The sequence below is a fragment of the uncultured Campylobacter sp. genome, assembly GCF_905373215.1.
In the GTDB taxonomy this organism is placed as follows: domain Bacteria; phylum Campylobacterota; class Campylobacteria; order Campylobacterales; family Campylobacteraceae; genus Campylobacter_B.
On record NZ_CAJPRT010000011.1, the window covers coordinates 1 to 17,119 of the forward strand.

Below are 17,119 nucleotides of genomic sequence, written 5' to 3' on the forward strand. Positions count from 1 at the left end.
TTTAAATTTTAAAAAGCGCGACATGGGGCAGATTTAAAAGCGAGAGAATTTTAGCGCTTCGCTTAGAATTTTATGTGTAAAGCTTACGTTTTAGCGCTTTGCCAGCGTTTTTGCTTATAAAACCGGCGCGCTAATCATCGCCGCTTTCATATACGCCGAGCTCTACGAGATTGCCTTCAGGATCGCGCAGATAGATACTTTGCATAGCGCCACGCGCGCCCATTCGAGGCACGACGCCAAGCTCTATTTGCGCCCCTTTGCTTTCCAGCTCCGTTTTGAGCTGCTGCGCACTTTGATCTTCGCAGATGAGGCAAAAATCCGCCGAGCCCGCGATAGGACGCGCTGCAAACGGCGCAAACTCGCCCGCGCGGGTGTGGATATTGATCTTTGAAGAGCCGAAACGCAGGCTGTGTTTGCCGCTCTCGCAAACATGCTCTAAGCCCAAAATCCCTTCGTAAAATTCCACACATTTTTGCAGATCTTCCGTAACTAGGACGAAGTGATCGATCTTCGTGATTTTCATCTCATCTCCTTGCGCGCTCACAAATCGCAAAATTTTTACGCCTCGCGGTGTAATTTTGGAATTTTACCGCGAAATTTTGTGACAAAATTCCAAATGCTCGTAGCGCGAAATCAAAATTTCGCAGCGACAATTTTACGCACGGAAAATTCTGCGTCGGTAATTTTAAAATTCTAAAAATTTAGCCTAAGTAAAATCGAATGCGCCGAAATTCCGTACCCCCGTAAAATAGAAGCGAAATTTAATCCCGCGATTTCAAAACTAGCGATTTTAAAATTCTCTTGCCTACCTCGACGCCCGGCTGATCGTAAGTGCTGACGCCCAGTATTGCTCCAGTAGCGCTGGTTAGCAGCTCGAAGTAGTAAAATAGCTCGCCCACGCTCTGTTCGCAAAGCTGTGGAACCTCGATTAGATCGACGCTGATACCCTCATTTAGCACGGCTTGCAGCGTAGCATCGCACTGAAGATTTAGCACCTCATCCAGTCGCATGCCATTTACGAAGTCGCAGCCCTCAAGACCTTGCAGACTGATACTAGGTACCGCGTCCGTAGTGCCGTTGTCCGTGAGCTTTAAGAAAGTCACGGTCTTATCCTTTACGCCGTCCATTATGAGCTGAAGGAAGCTGTGCTGATCGCGCGAGCCTACAAGCCCAACAGGAGTAAGTCCCTCGCGGCTAAAGCCGATCTTTTTACCTAGGCTTTCCGCCCAGAGCTGCACGTACCACTCGCCCAATGCGCGCAGCGCGTCGCCATAGCTAAAAAGGACATTGATTTTCGCACTTTTGTGCGTGGCGTAGTGATGGGCTTTTCGCAGAATTTTATTCTCCGCGATTTTAGCGGGATCGCCTGCTAAAATTTCATCCAGATACCGCTCTTTTGCGACGGCAGCCCCGCGCAACATCGCGCTTGCATCAAGACCTAACCCAACTGCGGGCACTAGCCCTACTGCACTTAACACGCTAAAACGACCGCCTACGTTAGCGGGCATATTTATCACGCAGGTGCCGTGCTCGCGCGCGAAGATATCAAGCGGCGAGCCTGCATCGGTGATGAAGATGAAATTTTTCGCTAGCGCTTTTAAATTTGAAATTCCAAAACGCTGCAAAACGACCTTAAAAAGCGAGATCGTTTCAATCGTGCCGCCCGATTTGGAGGATACTATGAAGATAGTGCGAGCAAAATTTAACCCTTCAAGCGCGCGGTTTACACTGTGCCCGTCGAGATTATCCAAAATTTCAAAGCGCAAATTCTTTCTTACGCGCGGACGCAGCATCTCATAAAGCGCTCGCACGCCTACGCTGGAGCCACCGATGCCCAAAAGCACGACCCCGTCGTAGCTTCGTGCGCTAAAAAATTCCTGCGCCCGCGCTATTTCGTCTGCGCCTTGCTGCGGCAGGCGGTAGTAGCCTATCTCGCCGCTTTCGTATTCGGCGCGGATCTTTGCCGCTACTTCTTCTAGCGCGCCCTCTTTTGCCAGCGGGAAAAACAGCTCATTTTTTACCATCGCCGAATTCTCGCTCGTAGAAATATTTGATCGCCTCCACGTAGCCTTTTACTGAGCCGCAGTCGAAGCGAGTGCCTTTAAATTTATACGCGATCACCACGCCGTTTTGAGCCTGTTTCAAAAGCGCGTCGGTGATCTGCACCTCGCCGTTTTTACCGGGTGCCGTCTGCTCGATGAGATCGAAAATATTAGGCGTTAGGATGTAGCGCCCGATGATGGCTAAGCTCGACGGAGCCTCGCCGGGCTCGGGTTTTTCGATCATATCCGAGACCATTATCAGATCGTCGCTGATGCTCTTTCCCGCGACGATGCCGTATTTGTTTACGTCTTGCGGCGGCACTTCCATCACAGCAACGACGCTGCAGCGGTATTTTTCGTAAATTTTAACCATCTGCGCAAGCACGCCTTGCCCGTTTTCGTTCACGCACAGATCGTCTGCGAGCACCACGCCGAAAGGCTCGTCGCGGATTAAAATTTTACCCGTATAAATCGCGTTGCCGAGCCCCTTCATCTGCTCTTGGCGCGTGAAAGAGAAGGTGCAGCGCTTCATAAGCGTCCTGATCTCGTCAAGCAGATACTCCTTGCTGCTGCCTGAAATTTGATCCTCCAGCTCGTAGCTGCGGTCAAAATAATCCTCCAGCGCGCGTTTGCCGCGACCCGTGACGAAAGCCATATTGTCCATGCCCGCCTCCAACGCCTCGTCCACGCCGTAGTGAATGAGCGGCTTGGTAAGGATCGGAAGCATCTCTTTAGGTAGCGATTTGGTCGCGGGCAAAAAGCGCGTGCCGTAGCCCGCCGCGGGGAATAAACAAGTCTGGATCATGAAGCTCCTTTGATCTTTTTTTGAACTTTTATTATAATGCAAAAAAGATAAAATTCCGCAAAGGAAAGCCTTGAAAACGATTGAAAAAGAGATCAGCGCCGCGCAGGAGATTAAAAAATCAAGCTTCATCGCCTATCTAGCGCCGCTAGCGAGCTTTGAGGCGCTGCGTGCGCGGCTGCGGCAGCAGCATCCCAAGGCGCGCCATATCGTCTGGGCGTATCGCGCGCTGAACGAGCCCGGGCAGATCGTAGAAAACTCAAGCGACGACGGCGAACCCAAATCGACTGCGGGCGCGCCGTGCCTAAACGCGCTTCGCGGTGCCGAGTTAATTAACGCCGGAGTGCTCGTGGTGCGTTACTTCGGCGGCATCAAGCTAGGCACCGGCGGGCTAGTGCGGGCATACGCCAGTAGCGCGAATCTCGCTATCGAGGCTGCCGCAGACGCCGCAGAGCTAGTGGAATTCGTGCTGCGTAAGAAGTGCATATTTTTCGTGCCGTTTGCGGCGGTGGCTAAATTTGAACATTTTTTTAAAAAATCGGGTTTCGTTTATGAGGCGAGCTTCGGTGCTGCAGGAGCGGAGTTTAGCGCAGAGCTTAGCGCGGAGGAATTTGAAAAATTTAAAGGCTTTGCAGATGCTCTCGCGCCGGCTCTTAAAATGCTGCACGAGCCGAAATTTTAAAATTTCAAAATTCTATAAAATTTAAAAGCTCGTCTCGGCTAAATTTGAAAGTATAAGCGGATTTTGCATTTTATCGTAGCGGAATTTTAAAGCTAAAGTGAAATTTCATCGTGCGAAACATAAAATCCGATAAATTTTAGAATTTTCAAAATTCTGTCGTAATTTAGCTTGCAAAATTTCGCGAAAATTCCGTCCGTAAATTTCAAAATCCCATAAAATTTTTAAAATTTCACGTGCTTTATCTTAGCTTCACGCACAGGCAGGCTTAGCAGAGCTGCAATAGCCGCTAGCGTCATATCCAAATACCACATATAATCATACGCGCCGTATGCTCGCACCGCAAGACCTCCGATATATGCGCCAAAAAATCCGCCGATTTGATGCGAAAGCATCGTAAATCCAAATAGGCTTGCTAAATATCGCGTCCCTAATAGCTTACCGACGGCAGCCGCAGTAGGCGGTACGGTCGCTAACCAGGTAAATCCTAATCCCACACTGAAGATATAAAACGTAAGGCTATCTTTGGGCGAGAGTACATAAGCACCAATAAGAGCGATACGCAGGGCATATATGCAAAATAAAATGACTTTACATCGCATTTTGGAAACACACCAGCCTACGAATAAGCTGCCTACGATGTTTGCGATGCCAATCAGTGCGAGCGAAAAGGACGCTACCTGCGCGCCATGCCCGCTTAGTGCTACTTCGCTAGGCAGATGCGTCACTAAAAATGCTACGTGAAAACCGCACGTAGCAAAGCTTAAATTTATCAAAATATAGCTTTTATCGCGCAGTGCTAAACGCAGCACTTCGCCTAAGCTGCGCTTATCTTCTTCATGCAGGCTGGTTTGCTCGCCAAATAAAATTTTACCGCCTGCTAAAAGCCTCGCAAGCGGCAGAATTAGCAAGCTAAGCCCTGCGAGCGTAAAAAATGCGCCGCCGTATCCCAAGGCAGGCGTTGCGATACAAAACCCAATCATCGGCGCAAATAAAAACTGCCCGAACGAGCCGCCTGCATTTAGCACTCCGCTAGCAACCGAGCGGATAGAAAATGGCAGGCGCTTTGCCATTAGGCTCATTAGAATCGGAAAACTACCCGCGCCAAGCCCCAGTGCAAGCCCAAAACCCATCGTTAATACAAGCGCGCTTCCACTACTAAATAACGGCACAAGAGTGCAACTAATCGCCAAAAGCACGCTGCCCCAAAATAGCACGACGTAGGCACCGAGCTTGTCTGCAAGTATCCCGCTAAGCGGTTGCGAAAAGCCCCATACCAGCTGCGTAGTCGCCATCGCGAAGCTTACTTGTGCGATGGATAGGGAATTTGCTTGCATTATAGGCTGCACGAAAAGACCTAATGACATACGAATACCCATCGTAATCATCAAAATCGCCGCGGCGCATAGGATCATTATCCAAACTGATTTCATATATATTCCTTTTAAAAAATAGAATTATAGCATAAAAATCGCGAATATATCGAGATTTTATAGATATATTTAATTGATGTATTTTAGTATATTATTTATGTAAGAGGAATTTACCGAGCTTTAATGGGCTTTGCATTAAAATTCCTTTTTCAAGGAGAAGCGATGATTTACGAAGATGAGATGATTTACGTGGAGCGTGAGGAGCATGAAGTGCCGTGGGTGAAGGTCTTTACGAAGGCAAAATTTAAGGAGCTTAGCGACTGCGACGAAGCGACGCTGGCGCATCTGTGGCGCGCCGTGCTTCAGTGCGAAAAGAGCCTGCGGGAGTTTTACGCGCCCGATAAAATAAATATCGCAAGCTTTGCCAACTACGTGCCGCGCGTGCATTTTCACGTCCAAGCGCGCTTTAAAAACGACAGCTTTTTCCCTGAGTCCGTCTGGGGTAAAAAAATGCGAAATGGCAAGCTCCATCTGCCGGAATTTAGCGAATTTGCAGAAATTTTAGCGGCAAATTTAAAGATGGAATTCAGATGATAGGCGCGCGATCCAAAAAATACCTAAGCCTTTTCGCGCTTGCTTGCTGCGTCGCCACCTTTGCGTTTTACCTGCGCTTTAAAAGCGAGGAAAACGAGATAAAAATCAAGCAGCAGTTCGATTTTAGCGCGAGTTTATTTGAAAAGATCGTGGACGAAGAGAAGTTAAACGCCTTTGCGATCTCGCTGATTTTGTCGCAGAATAGCGACGTGGTTCGCTGCTTTGAGAGCGGCAAACACGGCGAGTGCATGGACGTGACGAAAAAATATAAAGATATTTTGAGCGCAGTGCCCTTCTACACGGGCGTGAAGATACATTTTCATACGCAAAACACCAGAAGCCTGGCTAGGAGCTGGAGCGACGAATTTTACGACGACGATCTGAGCTCGTTTCGCCATTCGCTTTTGCAGATCCGCCATAGTCTGCTTCCAAAAGCGCTCGTCGAGATGGGACGGTGCGGGGTTTTCATGCGCGGAATTTCGCCGGTTTTTAGCGACGGTAAATTTATCGGAAGCGCCGAGATAATGCTCGATTTCGAGCACGTCATCGCGCAGATCAACCGCATGGGAAACGATATTTTTATCCTCGTAGATAAGAGGTTTGAGACCGACTGCTTCTACGATAAAATAGGCGTTATCAAGGACTTTATCGTCGTAAATAGCGCGCCGGATTACGACGTTTTGTCGATTTTGGCGACGCTTGATTTTGGGGCGCAGAGCTTTATCAAAAAGGACGGGCATTATTTTTACGTGAGGGCGTTTTCGGACGAAAACGGCACGAAACTGGGCTATATAATTTTGCACCGCGAAGGCTAGCGGCGGGATTTAAATTTAGGCGTTTTGCAGCTTGTCTGCTTTGTCGCAGCGGCGCAGCGTTTTAAATTTAATCGCAAGATCGCGGGAATTTACGCTGAAATTTTAAATTTCAAAAGGAGCGGCGGTATGAAATTTTATAAATCCGTTAAATTTAAAGCGCTAGCTGGAGCGCTGCTTCTTATAATAATACTTTGCGCCGCATTTATCCGTATAATTCCCGATTACTCCACTTCGCGAGGCTTCGCTTTAGTTACTATTTTTGGCTACAACAAATACAAGCAAGGATACTGCCTCAAAGAGGATAGAATTTTGCCGAAAGAGGAGCTGTATAGGCGCGCCGTCGGAGAATTTTTAGATAAAGAAATTATTGTGTTAAAAAAGATAGCGAGTTATAGAGAAAACGATGATATAAAACATAAGTATTCCACTGATTATTATGAAATGCAAGACTTGAACTTTGAGAATTATCTTAAAATTTTAAAAAACAGCAGCAATAAAGTAAAAACTATTGAGGATTTCTATATTACAGAACTAAAGGTGACCGTAACGGATCCGAAACAATATTTGAAAGTTGATGCTGTCGATAAAATAGTCGGTTTTACGAAGCCTTTGGTTTTGTGTTTTGAAGATAGTGTGTTTCTTATGTTGGATAAAAATTTTATAATTGGAGACAACTTTTTGCAATCCAAATCTATTTTGCTATTTGATAAAATTCCAACTGAATATAATTTAAGAACATACTATGAAAAATCTAGCAATTCGCCCAAATATTATTTCGATAATTGCGGCAACGTAAAATACGATGTAGAAAAAGAATACCTGGAAGGCAGGGAGCTTAAAGGCGGTTGAAAGACCACGCTAAAACAAAATTTTAAAAAGCCCTAGCCGCGCGAATTCTACTTCTAAATTTTAAAATTTACGCCTAAATTTCGCGTGCCGTTTTAGTCCAAAAGCTTCTGCTTAAACAGCGGGATTTTGTAGCAAAAGGTACTGCCTTCGTTCGGTTTTGAGCTGACGCTTTTTGCGATTCCGTAGCGCTTGCAAATTTTATCGATTATGTTTAGCCCCAGGCCGAATCCGCCAAGAGCCGCATTTTCGCGCGAGTATCTCTCCCAGATCGCGCTCGTATCCTTTATGCCGATGCCGAAGTCCTGCACGCTAAAGACCGCTATGCTCACCCCAATTTCTAGCGCGATGATGACCTTGCCGCCGGGGCGAGAGTATTTTATGGCGTTGCTTAGCGTGTTGTCGATGAGGCGCATCAGCGAGGTTTCGTCCATAAAAACGCTAACGTCGGGCGCTATTCGCGATTGCAGGCTTATGTTTTTGCTTTTTGCGACCAGATAGATGAAATTTATCCTAGCGCCCAAAAACTCGCTCATATCGATGCAGCGGCTTTTTAGGCTCATTTTGCCGCTTTTGATGAAATACTCCACGTCCTCGTAAGTAATGACCATCTGCTTGAGCGCGGATTTTATGCGCGCGGTGTGTTTGTCGCGCAGCCCAAGCATCTCGGTATTGATGAGCGCGACGCCCAGAGGGGTCTTTAGCTCGTGCATCGCGTCGTTGAAAAACGCCTTGATGAGGTTGCTTTGCTGCGCGTAGAAATTTTTAATGATTTTGTAGTTAAACAGCGCGATGATGAGCGCTACGAAAATCGTGATAAAGATCGTAGAGATCGCGATAAATTCTATCTTGGCATAGCTTATCTTTTTTGAGATGACGAAAAAATGCAGCTTGCCCTCATGTAGAAAATGGCGCTTAAAAAATACCCGCCCGCCGAATTTAAGCGTAATAAACGCAAAATCGGGCGGCTGGACGCTTAGGTTTGATCTTAAAATTTCGCCGTTTGCATTTAGGATCGCGTAGTCGTAGATTAGCTCGTCTTTTAGATTCAGATCCGCACCGGCTAGGGCTTCGCCGCTTTTTTGTATCAGCTCGGCGACGTCGGCGCTTTCCTCGATTTTGGAGTTTAAATAGATGATATAAAGACTCTCGCTTATAAAAGCGCCGATGATGAAGATCGCGCTAAAAAGCGTAAATTTAAACCCTTTAAGCATTGATCTTATATCCGAGTCCGCGGCTGGAGAGGATGAAGTCGTTACTCGTTTTGGAGCGGAGGTTACTGATATGCACGCGCACATCGACGCTGCCCGCCTCGCCGTCCCACACGTCAGCGATGAGCTCATCGACGCTTACGAATCTTTTGATATTGGCGAGCAGAAATTCTATGATTTTGATCTCTTTGGCGCTTAGCGATATCTCTTCGTCTGCGCGCTTTAAAATTTTTAAATTTGCGAAATAGTGAAATTTATCCGCGATCTTGACGGCGCCCTTTTCATCGCCGAAGTACTTTCGCATCAGCTCGCTTACTCTAAATTTAAGTTCGGCTAGGTGGAAGGGCTTTTTTAGGTATTCGTTGCAGCCTAGCTCGTAGCACTGGCTTAAATCGTCGATGTCGCCAAGCGAGGTCATCATCATCACGGGGGTGTTAAGGCCGAGGCTTCGCGCATATTTTAGCACCTCTTCGCCCGAAACCTCCGGTACTTTGATGTCTAAAATCAGCAGATGGTAGGCGCCCCCGGCGATCTTATCGCAGGCCGCGTCGCCGCTGGCGCATTCGTCCACTTCGTAGCCAAGCTCCTGCAGATACTCGCTTACGCTGATTCTATATTCAAAATCGTCTTCTAAAAGTAAAATTTTCAAACTCACTCCCTAAATCGGGAGCGAGGCTACGCTCCCGTGCAAATTTGCCCCGCATATACAACGAAGTAGCGAAGCAGAATGACGCCGCAAAGCACGACGAAAGAATTTAAAACTATAAACGCAGGCTTGTAGGCGTGGTTTTTCAGTGCCGTAAAGGCGATGATGATCGGAGCGATGAGCCCCGTGCCTAAAACGCCGATCCAGAAAATTTTGCCGTAAACCTCGTGCGTCAAAGCCTGCTGTGCCGCAAGCGCGCTCGTGCCGCCCTCAAAATACATCCCAACAAACAGAATGAATAAAAGCGGAATCTCAAAGAGTATCGCGCGCAGATCAAGCACCAAAAGGTATTTTATGCTATCTTTGTTTAACGAGCCTTTAAAAAATAGAAGCCCCACTAAAATGCTCGCCGCAATGCCGCTGGAAAAGCCGGATAGCAGAAATAAAATCGGCAGCACCGGAGTATTCCAAAGCGGAATTTTCATTACCGCGCTTAACAAAAAGCCCGTATATGCGCCCACGCAAAGAGCAAGGATAAATAAAGCTCGCTCGAAAGCTTTGGAGGCTTTGGCGAATGAGCTTAGTAAATTTACGATAGGGCGTAGGAACGCAAGTAGTTTAAATTTACAAATTTCCTCGCCGAATACGCATAGCGTAAATACAAAGCTAAACGGCACGTAGATCAAAAGCGCCAAAACACCGAGGCTCATCACCGAGCCAAAGTTAAATTTGATCAGCAAAAGATAAAAGCTAAATGGCTTGCCCAGATCAAAGATCAAGAGCAAAAGCCCCGCGCAGATCGCAAACGGCGCCGTGATCGCTCCCGCTCTAATCATCGCATCCCAGATGGAATTTTGCTCGCTTTCGTGGCGGTTCCATTTAACTAAAAGCGCCACCATCGTCGCTCCCGCGCTAAGACCCGCCAAAAATAGATAAATCGCAATCGGCCAAGGCCAGTAAATTTCAGAGTATTGGCTCATATCACCCCACATATTATTCATAGTGTCCTCCTTTTTTGTTTTTGATATTCGCTAGGCGCGGTTTGGTGTTTAGATACGCTTTGGGATATTCTACGCTTGTTTTGGCTAGCAGCTTACTTACCTCGGAATTTACGTCATTTACGTCGCCGAAAGTTAAAGCATCCGTTGGGCACACGCTTACGCAAGCGGGCTGCAAGCCTTTGTTTGTGCGGTTCGTGTAACAAAAGGTGCATTTGCCGATAGCGTGCGTGACGGGATCTACAAACCTTGCGTCGTAAGGACAGGCCAGGATGCAGTATTTGCAGCTGACGCAAAGCCTCTCGTCTATGAGCGTTACGCCGTCTTTGGTTTTAAAGCTCGCTCCCGTAGGGCAGACGTCCACGCAGGGGCTATCCTCGCACATAACGCAGCTGGCGCGCGAATAATCCAGCTTTAAATTTGGAAAAACGCCGCTTGTTTTGCCGTGCACTTGCAGCCTATAAACGCCGCTCGGCACGCCGTTTTCGTTTCTGCACGCAACCGAACAGGCTTGGCAACCTATACATAAATTTTCGTCGTGAATCATTATGAGTTTTTTCATAACCGCCCCTTTCAAATTTTAACTATATCGACGCCGACGTTGGTTACCATCGTGCTTACCACAGGACCCGCAGCGGGATCGAGAAGGACGCTTTGGTTCGTGCCTATGCCGTTCGTGCGCTTTAGCCCCGGGCTTACGTGCCCAAAGCCGTGGTATAAAAATAGGCAATCGTCCCTGATGCCTTGCGTGACGAAAATTTTAGCCTTTTGCTCGCCGAATTTATTTTTAAGCTTCACGATATCGCCCGTCTTTAGCCCCTCCGCTTTTGCAGAAGCTGGGCTGATCCAAACCGGCGATTCGCTCATCATATCGTTTAAAATTTTGACATTTTGAGTGTGTCCGTTGGTGTGAAGCGCGGTCTTGCCGGTCATTAGGCAGTATTTGTGTCCGCCAAATACGTCCATACCCTCGGTGTTTAAGCAGCCGTATCCCGCGAAAAGCTCCTCCACTTTCGGCGCGAAAAGCTCGATCTTGCCGCTCGGGGTTTTAAATTTCATCTGCGAGCTCATCTCGCCGTTTTCGTCCACGAACTCCGCCGCGGCAGGATATTTATCGATAAATTTAGCTACGAGCTTCGGCTCTCGGTAATACAGCTTCGGCACCTTGTAGCTTACGTAGCCGTTTTTGATTAAATTTGCGATTAGCTCGGCGTTGCCTTTGGCTTGCTGCATACGGTATTCGTCGATATTGTTCCAGGTGTAATCTTTATCGATCTTCATCACCCTTGCAAGCTCTCTAAAAATTTCATAGCCGCACTTTGTATCGCCCACCGGCTCGACGGCTTTGTTTCGCATCACAAATCCCGGCGCGGTGCCGCCTTTGTTTTGAATCGATTCATCGCGCTCCAAATAGGTGGATTCGGGCAAGATCACGTCGGCTAGGCACGCGAAGTCGCTCATATACACGTCGATTGCGAGCACGAAGTCTAGCTTTTTGATCGCTTCTACGCTCTTATCCACGCCCGCAACGTTGATGAGGTGGTTAAAGCGCGTGCTGACCCAACCTTTTACCGGATATGGTTTTTCGCTTAAAATCGTAGGCGCGATCTGCATCAAAACGCCGTGTTTGCGCGGCACGAAGAAATTTTCGCTACCTTCTTCGCCGCAGCCGTCGATGCGCGCGGTCTTTGGAATTTTAAAATTTTTATCCGGGTTCGAGATGGTAGGAAAAAGATCCTCTTTGCAAAGCGCGTTGAAGGTTTTGGAATCTTTAGAGAAGTAAATTCCGCCCTTTTTCTCGACGTTTCCCATTAGCGCGTTTGCGATCGCGATGGCGCGCGTGCGGATATATTCGGCTTTGGCTGTCGTGGTTTTGTGACCCCAGTCGATTACGACGGCTGGAGCCGCGGCGTAAATTTCATTTGCGATGCGTTCGACCTTATCCGCTTTGATCCCGGTAATGGCCTCTTGCCAAAGCGGCGTCGTATCCTTCACGGACTGCCTTAGCTCCTCTAACCCCACGGCGTATTGTTCGATAAATTTTTTGTCGTATTTGTTATCGCGCAACCAGACGTGAATCAGCGCCATCAAAAACGCCGCGTCGGTTCCCGGCTTTATCGGCAGCCACTCGTCGGCTTTGGAAGCTACGACGCTAAAGCGCGGATCGAGGACCAAAAGCTTTACATCCTCTCTACTTGCGGCTTTTGCGAGCTTTTTGGTTTTTGAGATGTCGATGCCCTCAAAGAGATTGTGGCCGAAATTTACGATGTATTTTGCGTCGCCGTAGTCTCTTTGCATATTGGCGCCGAAAGTGTGTGGCACGGCGATATTGTAAGTGACCGGGCAACAGGACCAGTGCGAGTAGATGTTCGGACTGCCGTAGGCACAGGCGAAATTCATCATCTGTGTGTGGTGCTCGCCCGTTTTAGAGGTGAAAACTACGCTTTGCGGGCCGTATTTTTGCGAAATCTCGCCAAGCTTCTGCGCGCAAATTTTAAGCGCCTCGTCCCAGCTCGCCTCTTTAAATTTGCCCTCGCCGCGCTCGCCCACGCGAATGAGCGGCTTAATGAGTCTTTGATCGTCGTAGAGCTGATTTATGCCCGCGCCTCCGCGCGCACAGACCGAGGTTTTGTTTGAAAAGCGATAGTTGCCCTCGATGAGAGCGCCGCGACCGTCTTTGACGGTCACTTCGATAGGACAGCGCGAGGAGCACATCTCGCAAACGCTGGCGACTTTCTTTTCCATCCCGCCGGTAACCGCGCTAGCGTTTAAATTTAGATTTAGCGTCGCTAGCGTGCCGATTGCGGTGGTGCTTTTTAAGAAATTTCGTCTATTCATAAAAACTCCTTACCTTTAAATTTTGGTAGGAATTCTAAGGCTTCATCGTAAAAATAAGGTTAATTTTGATAATGCAGCTTTTGGCTTAGACTTTTTCTCGAAAGATAAAATGCGTCCTGCGCCGTATTTTAAAGCCATAAAATAGCGCCAGCAGTAGCAAAATGCTAATTGCACCGCAGATCGCAAGGGCTACGCGAGCGCCCAGTAGCTCGGTAAAAAAGCCCGATATGAGCGCTCCAAATGGCGTACTACCTATTAGAAATAGCGCGTATAAGCTAAGCACACGCCCGCGAAATTCGTTGCTTACGTGCATCTGCACGGTGGAGTTGATGCTTGAGTTTGTGATTACGAAAAGAAACCCTGTCACGGCAAGCCCTGCCGCAGCCCATGCGAAGGAATTCGCAGCCCCAGTAAGAGCTAAGCTCACCCCCATAGCGATCGCGCACGATCTGATTTTGCGGATGCCAAGTTTATCAAAGACTGCTACGAAAAACGCGCCGCAAAAGGCCCCCACGCCCAGAGCCGACATCAAATATCCAAAGCTTCGCTCATCCGCACCCAGGCTAAGCTTAACAAGTGCCGAGATCGTTACATTATAATTTGGCACCAGCGTCGCTACTATAAGCACTATTATCATTAGCTCGCTTAGAATTTTTTTGTGCAAGACATACGAAATTCCAGCACCGATCGAGGCAAAAACGCCTCCGCTTCTGCTAGATAGCGCAGTAACGGATGGCGGAATTTTTATGAAAAACAGCGAAACGATGATGCCTAAAAAGCTAAGCGCGTTGAATAAAAAGCAAAAGCCCACGCCCCACAGCGCCATCACGATCCCCGCAAGTGCGGGTCCTGCAATACGAGCGACGTTGAAGGACATAGAATTTAACGCTATGGCGTTGGCTAGATCGCGGGGCGAGTCGATGAGGTCTTTTACCATCGACTGACGGCTCGGGGCGTCCATGCTGGTAAAGATGCCACTTGCAAAAGCGCAAAATAAAATTTTGCCGAAAGAATATAGCTCGCAAAAGCTCATAACCGCGAAAATTGAGGCGGTCACCGCCATGCCTATTTGAGCGAGCAAAAGGATCTTTTTGCGATTAAACTTATCGAGCAGTACACCGGAAAACGGCGTGAAAAGTAGCGCGGGCAAGAACCTCGCCGCAGCTACGAGGCTGACCTTAAAAGCGTCTGCGGTGATGCTTAGCACTAGCCACGGCAGCGCGACGCTTTGCATCCAAGAACCGATCAGCGAGAGGTTCATCCCGATCCAATAAATTCTAAAATTCGAGTATTTAAGCGATAGGAAGGGATTTTTCAACGCACTGCCTTTTGAAATTTTGATTTGAGATTATACATTAAATTTTAAAAATTCACTTAAAGATTTAATATTTATAAAAATTTAACGAAAATTTAATATTTCTGAAAAGAAAAATTTTATATACTCTGCAATAAATTTTTAAGCAAAGGATTAAAAATGCAAAGACCGACTCCGATTAATCAGGAAATCAAACTCGATGAGAAGCGCTATATCGTTTCCAAAACCGATCCGAAGGGCATTATCACGTTTGCAAATCCGTATTTTTGTATGATTTGTGGCTATAGTGAGCTTGAGCTTTTGGGGCAGCCGCATAACATCATCCGACATCCGGATATGCCGCGAATAGCGTTTAAGCTTATGTGGGATACGATACAACAAGGCAAGGATTTTACCGCCGTGGTTAAAAATTTAGCCAAAGACGGGCGCTTTTATTGGGTCATTACGGAATTTACTTCTAAAAAAGATCCCGTGACAGGGCAGATCACCGAATACACGGCATTTCGCAAGGCTCCACCAAGATCTGCGATCGAAACTATAGAGCCAATTTATAGGGCGTTGCTGGATGCTGAAAGAAACGGCGGTATGCAGGCTAGCCAGAAGGCGCTCGTGGACTTTTTAAAAAGCAAAGGTGAGACCTACGAGAGCTGGATCGCAAAGGTCTCAGGCAAATCAAATCCGCTCACCGCAATGTTTTTTAAGGCGATGAAAAAGCTTTTTAGCTAGTCCAGTTAAAATTTAGTGCAAACCCCGCGCAATGCGGGATTATTCGGCTTTGTGCGAGTAAGGCAAATAAAGCAGCGCAAAGCCATCCATTCATAAAATTTTGAAATTCTATGAAATTTTAAATTTAGCACCCAAGCTTTGAAATTTTACGTCCACATCAAACGCGCTACAGATCAAAGCCCCTCAAGCGTTATGTCGTAGAGCCTCTCGACAGTTTCATCGTTTAAATTTAGCGTCTTTTTGCTTCGTAAAAATTCTAAAATTTCATCCTGCGCAAAGCCCGCTCTTTGTGCGCAATGCTCGTGCGCAGGCAAAAAGCCGCGGCATAGCGCGATATTTTCTAAAATTTCTTCGTCGCATAAAAAACAATATGGCTCGTCGTGCAAGCGCCCCTCAAATTTTAAAATTTCGGCGTAGCTTTCTACGATTATGCGGCGCGGGTTTTGTTTTCCGAAGTGCGCAGCAGCGTGGTTTAGCAGCTCGTAATAGAATTTATCCAGATGCTCGGCATCTTTTAGATGTGCGTGCAAAAGCCGCATAAATTGCTGCCAAAATAGCAGCTTCTCGCGGTTTCCGAGCCACGCGTATCCTAGATGCATCACGCCGCTAAGGCGCGGCAGGAAGTTTTGATTTTGCGAGAGTTCGAAGTCGATTTTATAGCCCTGGATGATATTTGAATGGCGCGCGCCGTAAAAGCGATACGCACGCACGAGCGCGCTTTCGCTTAGCACGTCCACGATGCAGTCCTCGTCCCTAACCTTGGTCGTTTTTAATATAAATCCTTGCATTTTCCTATTTTATCGAAATTCACATATAAATTTAAATAAAGAATTTTAGGTTATAATCAGAAGTTTCATTTCATAGAATTTAAAGGAAATCATATGAATTTTGGAGATCTATTTTCAAAAATACGTAGAACGCAGCCCGCACCGAGCGAAGCTCCTACGCACTGGATAAAGTGCCCGGGATGTGGCGCACTGATGTATAGCAAAGAGGTCGAGCAAAATCATAGCGTTTGCCCCAAGTGTAACTATCACCTTCGTTTTGACGCGCAGGCTCGCATTGATCTGATCTGCGATGAAGGCTCTTTCGTGGAGTACGATCAAAATTTACAGCCCATAGATCCTCTAAAATTCGTCGATAAAAAATCCTACAAAAAGCGTATCTCCGAGAGCAAGGAAAAAACAGGCAGGTTTAGCGCGGTGATCGCAGGCGAGGGCGCTATAAGTCGCCAAAAAATTCAGCTCGTGGTGTTTGATTTTAACTTCATGGGCGGAAGCCTGGGCTCTGTGGAGGGCGAAAAGATCGTGCGCGCCGTAAAACGTAGTCTGGATAAAAACGAGCCGCTAATCATCGTAAGCGCAAGCGGCGGCGCTAGGATGCAAGAAAGCACCTTTTCGCTAATGCAGATGAGCAAAACCTCCGCCGCGCTTAAAATTTTATCCGAGCATAAAATTCCTTTCATCTCCGTTCTTACTGATCCTACGATGGGCGGCGTAAGCGCGTCGTTTGCATGGCTGGGAGATATCATCATCGCAGAGCCCGGCGCTCTCATCGGCTTTGCCGGGCAGCGCGTCATCAAGCAAACTATAGGCGCAGATCTGCCCGAGGGCTTTCAGAGATCGGAATTTCTGCTCGAACATGGATTAATTGATGCGATCGTGCCTAGAGCCGAGATGAGGCAGTATTTAAGCGATATAATCAACGTGCTTAGCAAAAACGCCGTGCAGATTGACGACACGAGTGACAAATCGCTACACGAAGAGGGAAGCGAAGAGTAGTGCAGATAACGGTAAATTCCATCCAAAAGGGCACGGACGAGTTCGCAGGCGCGATAAGTGATTATAAAAAAATGACGGCTAAATTTGCCGCGGTGCGAGATGAGACGTTTTTTAATGCTAATATCGCTCGCGCGCAAAGCACATCTGCTGAGCTAGCGCTTAAGGCGTATGATGAAGCTTATCTACCGCGCCTTAGCGGATACGTCGTAGCTTTGGATGAGCGCGGACAGGAGCTAGATAGCATGGAATTTGCGAGTATGCTAAAGGATAAAAGTAGCGTGTCATTTTTCATCGGTGGCGCTTATGGGCTTAGTGAAAATTTTAAGGCAAAAGCCGATAAAATAATCAGTCTTAGTAGGCTTACGTTAGCGCATAAAATCGCTAAACTTTTGCTCTTTGAGCAAATTTTTCGCGCGCTGTGCATTAACGCAAACCATCCATATCACAAATAAA

At 47.3% G+C, this 17,119-nt stretch carries 18 protein-coding genes; 7 read left to right on the forward strand and 11 right to left on the reverse strand.

From position 1 onward, the window contains the following. Nucleotides 1-130: 130 nt before the first annotated feature. From QZ176_RS06490 to galU, 3 genes are all read right to left on the reverse strand, one after another. Entirely contained in the window at nt 131-523 is a 393-nt protein-coding gene (locus QZ176_RS06490) for a VOC family protein (protein WP_295152127.1), read from the reverse strand. A gap of 238 nt (nt 524-761) precedes the next feature. Next, the gene (locus QZ176_RS06495) at nt 762-2,024 is read right to left on the reverse strand and encodes a glucose-6-phosphate isomerase (protein ID WP_295152129.1); all 1,263 of its coding nucleotides are present in this window, start codon (nt 2,022-2,024) and stop codon (nt 762-764) included. Beyond that, on the reverse strand, nt 2,011-2,847 hold the full coding sequence (gene galU, locus QZ176_RS06500) for a UTP--glucose-1-phosphate uridylyltransferase GalU (protein ID WP_295152130.1): 837 nt from the start codon (nt 2,845-2,847) through the stop codon (nt 2,011-2,013). Before galU ends, QZ176_RS06495 begins: the two co-directional genes overlap by 14 nt. Nucleotides 2,848-2,917: 70 nt before the next feature. Between galU and QZ176_RS06505 the strand changes: the two genes are divergently transcribed. Next, nucleotides 2,918-3,526, forward strand: a complete 609-nt coding sequence (locus QZ176_RS06505) for a YigZ family protein (protein ID WP_295152132.1) — start codon at nt 2,918-2,920, stop codon at nt 3,524-3,526. Nucleotides 3,527-3,747: 221 nt separating this feature from the next. Here QZ176_RS06505 and QZ176_RS06510 read toward each other — a convergent pair whose 3' ends face one another. Then, nucleotides 3,748-4,956: an MFS transporter gene (locus QZ176_RS06510; RefSeq protein WP_295152134.1), complete on the reverse strand. Its 1,209-nt coding sequence runs from the start codon at nt 4,954-4,956 to the stop codon at nt 3,748-3,750. 162 nt (nt 4,957-5,118) lie between these two features. Between QZ176_RS06510 and QZ176_RS06515 the strand changes: the two genes are divergently transcribed. The 3 genes from QZ176_RS06515 to QZ176_RS06525 are packed head-to-tail and all read left to right on the forward strand — an operon-like array spanning nt 5,119 to nt 7,154. Beyond that, entirely contained in the window at nt 5,119-5,490 is a 372-nt protein-coding gene (locus QZ176_RS06515) for an HIT family protein (RefSeq protein WP_295152136.1), read from the forward strand. Continuing rightward, on the forward strand, nt 5,487-6,305 hold the full coding sequence (locus QZ176_RS06520) for a cache domain-containing protein (protein ID WP_295152138.1): 819 nt from the start codon (nt 5,487-5,489) through the stop codon (nt 6,303-6,305). The genes QZ176_RS06515 and QZ176_RS06520 overlap by 4 nt, the downstream gene beginning before the upstream one ends. A 24-nt stretch (nt 6,306-6,329) precedes the next feature. Beyond that, nucleotides 6,330-7,154 (forward strand): hypothetical protein, encoded by an 825-nt coding sequence (locus tag QZ176_RS06525; RefSeq protein ID WP_295152140.1) that lies wholly within the window; start codon nt 6,330-6,332, stop codon nt 7,152-7,154. Nucleotides 7,155-7,246: 92 nt separating this feature from the next. Here the strand turns inward: QZ176_RS06525 and QZ176_RS06530 are convergent, their stop codons facing one another. The 6 genes from QZ176_RS06530 to QZ176_RS06555 form a co-directional block, all read right to left on the reverse strand. Beyond that, nucleotides 7,247-8,365, reverse strand: coding sequence for an ATP-binding protein (locus QZ176_RS06530; protein WP_295152141.1), 1,119 nt, complete (start codon nt 8,363-8,365; stop codon nt 7,247-7,249). Beyond that, nucleotides 8,358-9,011 (reverse strand): response regulator transcription factor, encoded by a 654-nt coding sequence (locus QZ176_RS06535; protein ID WP_295152143.1) that lies wholly within the window; start codon nt 9,009-9,011, stop codon nt 8,358-8,360. The genes QZ176_RS06530 and QZ176_RS06535 overlap by 8 nt, the downstream gene beginning before the upstream one ends. 26 nt (nt 9,012-9,037) lie before the next feature. Further along, nucleotides 9,038-10,009 (reverse strand): NrfD/PsrC family molybdoenzyme membrane anchor subunit, encoded by a 972-nt coding sequence (gene nrfD / locus QZ176_RS06540; protein ID WP_295152145.1) that lies wholly within the window; start codon nt 10,007-10,009, stop codon nt 9,038-9,040. Then, nucleotides 10,002-10,568, reverse strand: a complete 567-nt coding sequence (locus QZ176_RS06545; protein WP_295152147.1) for a 4Fe-4S dicluster domain-containing protein — start codon at nt 10,566-10,568, stop codon at nt 10,002-10,004. The genes nrfD and QZ176_RS06545 overlap by 8 nt, the downstream gene beginning before the upstream one ends. 11 nt (nt 10,569-10,579) lie before the next feature. Next, complete coding sequence (gene phsA, locus QZ176_RS06550) at nt 10,580-12,844, reverse strand: thiosulfate reductase PhsA (protein ID WP_295152149.1); 2,265 nt, start codon at nt 12,842-12,844, stop codon at nt 10,580-10,582. 85 nt (nt 12,845-12,929) lie between these two features. Then, nucleotides 12,930-14,162 carry an MFS transporter gene (locus QZ176_RS06555; RefSeq protein ID WP_295152151.1) on the reverse strand — a complete coding sequence of 411 codons (1,233 nt, stop codon included), beginning with the start codon at nt 14,160-14,162 and terminating at the stop codon, nt 12,930-12,932. 156 nt (nt 14,163-14,318) lie between these two features. On the opposite strand from QZ176_RS06555, the gene QZ176_RS06560 reads away from it, so the two are divergent. After that, nucleotides 14,319-14,885 (forward strand): PAS domain-containing protein, encoded by a 567-nt coding sequence (locus tag QZ176_RS06560; protein ID WP_005870765.1) that lies wholly within the window; start codon nt 14,319-14,321, stop codon nt 14,883-14,885. A 173-nt stretch (nt 14,886-15,058) separates the two neighbouring features. Here the strand turns inward: QZ176_RS06560 and recO are convergent, their stop codons facing one another. After that, nucleotides 15,059-15,673 (reverse strand): recombination protein RecO, encoded by a 615-nt coding sequence (gene recO / locus QZ176_RS06565; protein WP_295152153.1) that lies wholly within the window; start codon nt 15,671-15,673, stop codon nt 15,059-15,061. Nucleotides 15,674-15,766: 93 nt separating this feature from the next. Between recO and accD the strand changes: the two genes are divergently transcribed. Further along, entirely contained in the window at nt 15,767-16,666 is a 900-nt protein-coding gene (gene accD, locus QZ176_RS06570) for an acetyl-CoA carboxylase, carboxyltransferase subunit beta (protein WP_295152155.1), read from the forward strand. Next, a complete protein-coding gene (locus QZ176_RS06575) occupies nt 16,666-17,118 on the forward strand; it encodes a 23S rRNA (pseudouridine(1915)-N(3))-methyltransferase RlmH (RefSeq protein ID WP_295152157.1) in 453 nt (150 codons plus the stop codon). Before accD ends, QZ176_RS06575 begins: the two co-directional genes overlap by 1 nt. The last annotated feature ends 1 nt before the right edge of the window (nt 17,119 follow it).

Excerpts from the sequence above, each read along its gene's own strand:
- accD (WP_295152155.1), top strand. The coding sequence starts at position 15,767 with ATGAATTTTGGAGATCTATTTTCAAAAATACGTAGAACGCAGCCCGCA.
- QZ176_RS06495 (WP_295152129.1), bottom strand. The coding sequence starts at position 2,024 with ATGGTAAAAAATGAGCTGTTTTTCCCGCTGGCAAAAGAGGGCGCGCTA.
- galU (WP_295152130.1), bottom strand. The coding sequence starts at position 2,847 with ATGATCCAGACTTGTTTATTCCCCGCGGCGGGCTACGGCACGCGCTTT.
- phsA (WP_295152149.1), bottom strand. The coding sequence starts at position 12,844 with ATGAATAGACGAAATTTCTTAAAAAGCACCACCGCAATCGGCACGCTA.
- QZ176_RS06515 (WP_295152136.1), top strand. The coding sequence starts at position 5,119 with ATGATTTACGAAGATGAGATGATTTACGTGGAGCGTGAGGAGCATGAA.
- QZ176_RS06520 (WP_295152138.1), top strand. The coding sequence starts at position 5,487 with ATGATAGGCGCGCGATCCAAAAAATACCTAAGCCTTTTCGCGCTTGCT.
- QZ176_RS06560 (WP_005870765.1), top strand. The coding sequence starts at position 14,319 with ATGCAAAGACCGACTCCGATTAATCAGGAAATCAAACTCGATGAGAAG.
- QZ176_RS06490 (WP_295152127.1), bottom strand. The coding sequence starts at position 523 with ATGAAAATCACGAAGATCGATCACTTCGTCCTAGTTACGGAAGATCTG.
- recO (WP_295152153.1), bottom strand. The coding sequence starts at position 15,673 with ATGCAAGGATTTATATTAAAAACGACCAAGGTTAGGGACGAGGACTGC.
- QZ176_RS06510 (WP_295152134.1), bottom strand. The coding sequence starts at position 4,956 with ATGAAATCAGTTTGGATAATGATCCTATGCGCCGCGGCGATTTTGATG.
- QZ176_RS06530 (WP_295152141.1), bottom strand. The coding sequence starts at position 8,365 with ATGCTTAAAGGGTTTAAATTTACGCTTTTTAGCGCGATCTTCATCATC.
- QZ176_RS06545 (WP_295152147.1), bottom strand. The coding sequence starts at position 10,568 with ATGAAAAAACTCATAATGATTCACGACGAAAATTTATGTATAGGTTGC.
- nrfD (WP_295152145.1), bottom strand. The coding sequence starts at position 10,009 with ATGAATAATATGTGGGGTGATATGAGCCAATACTCTGAAATTTACTGG.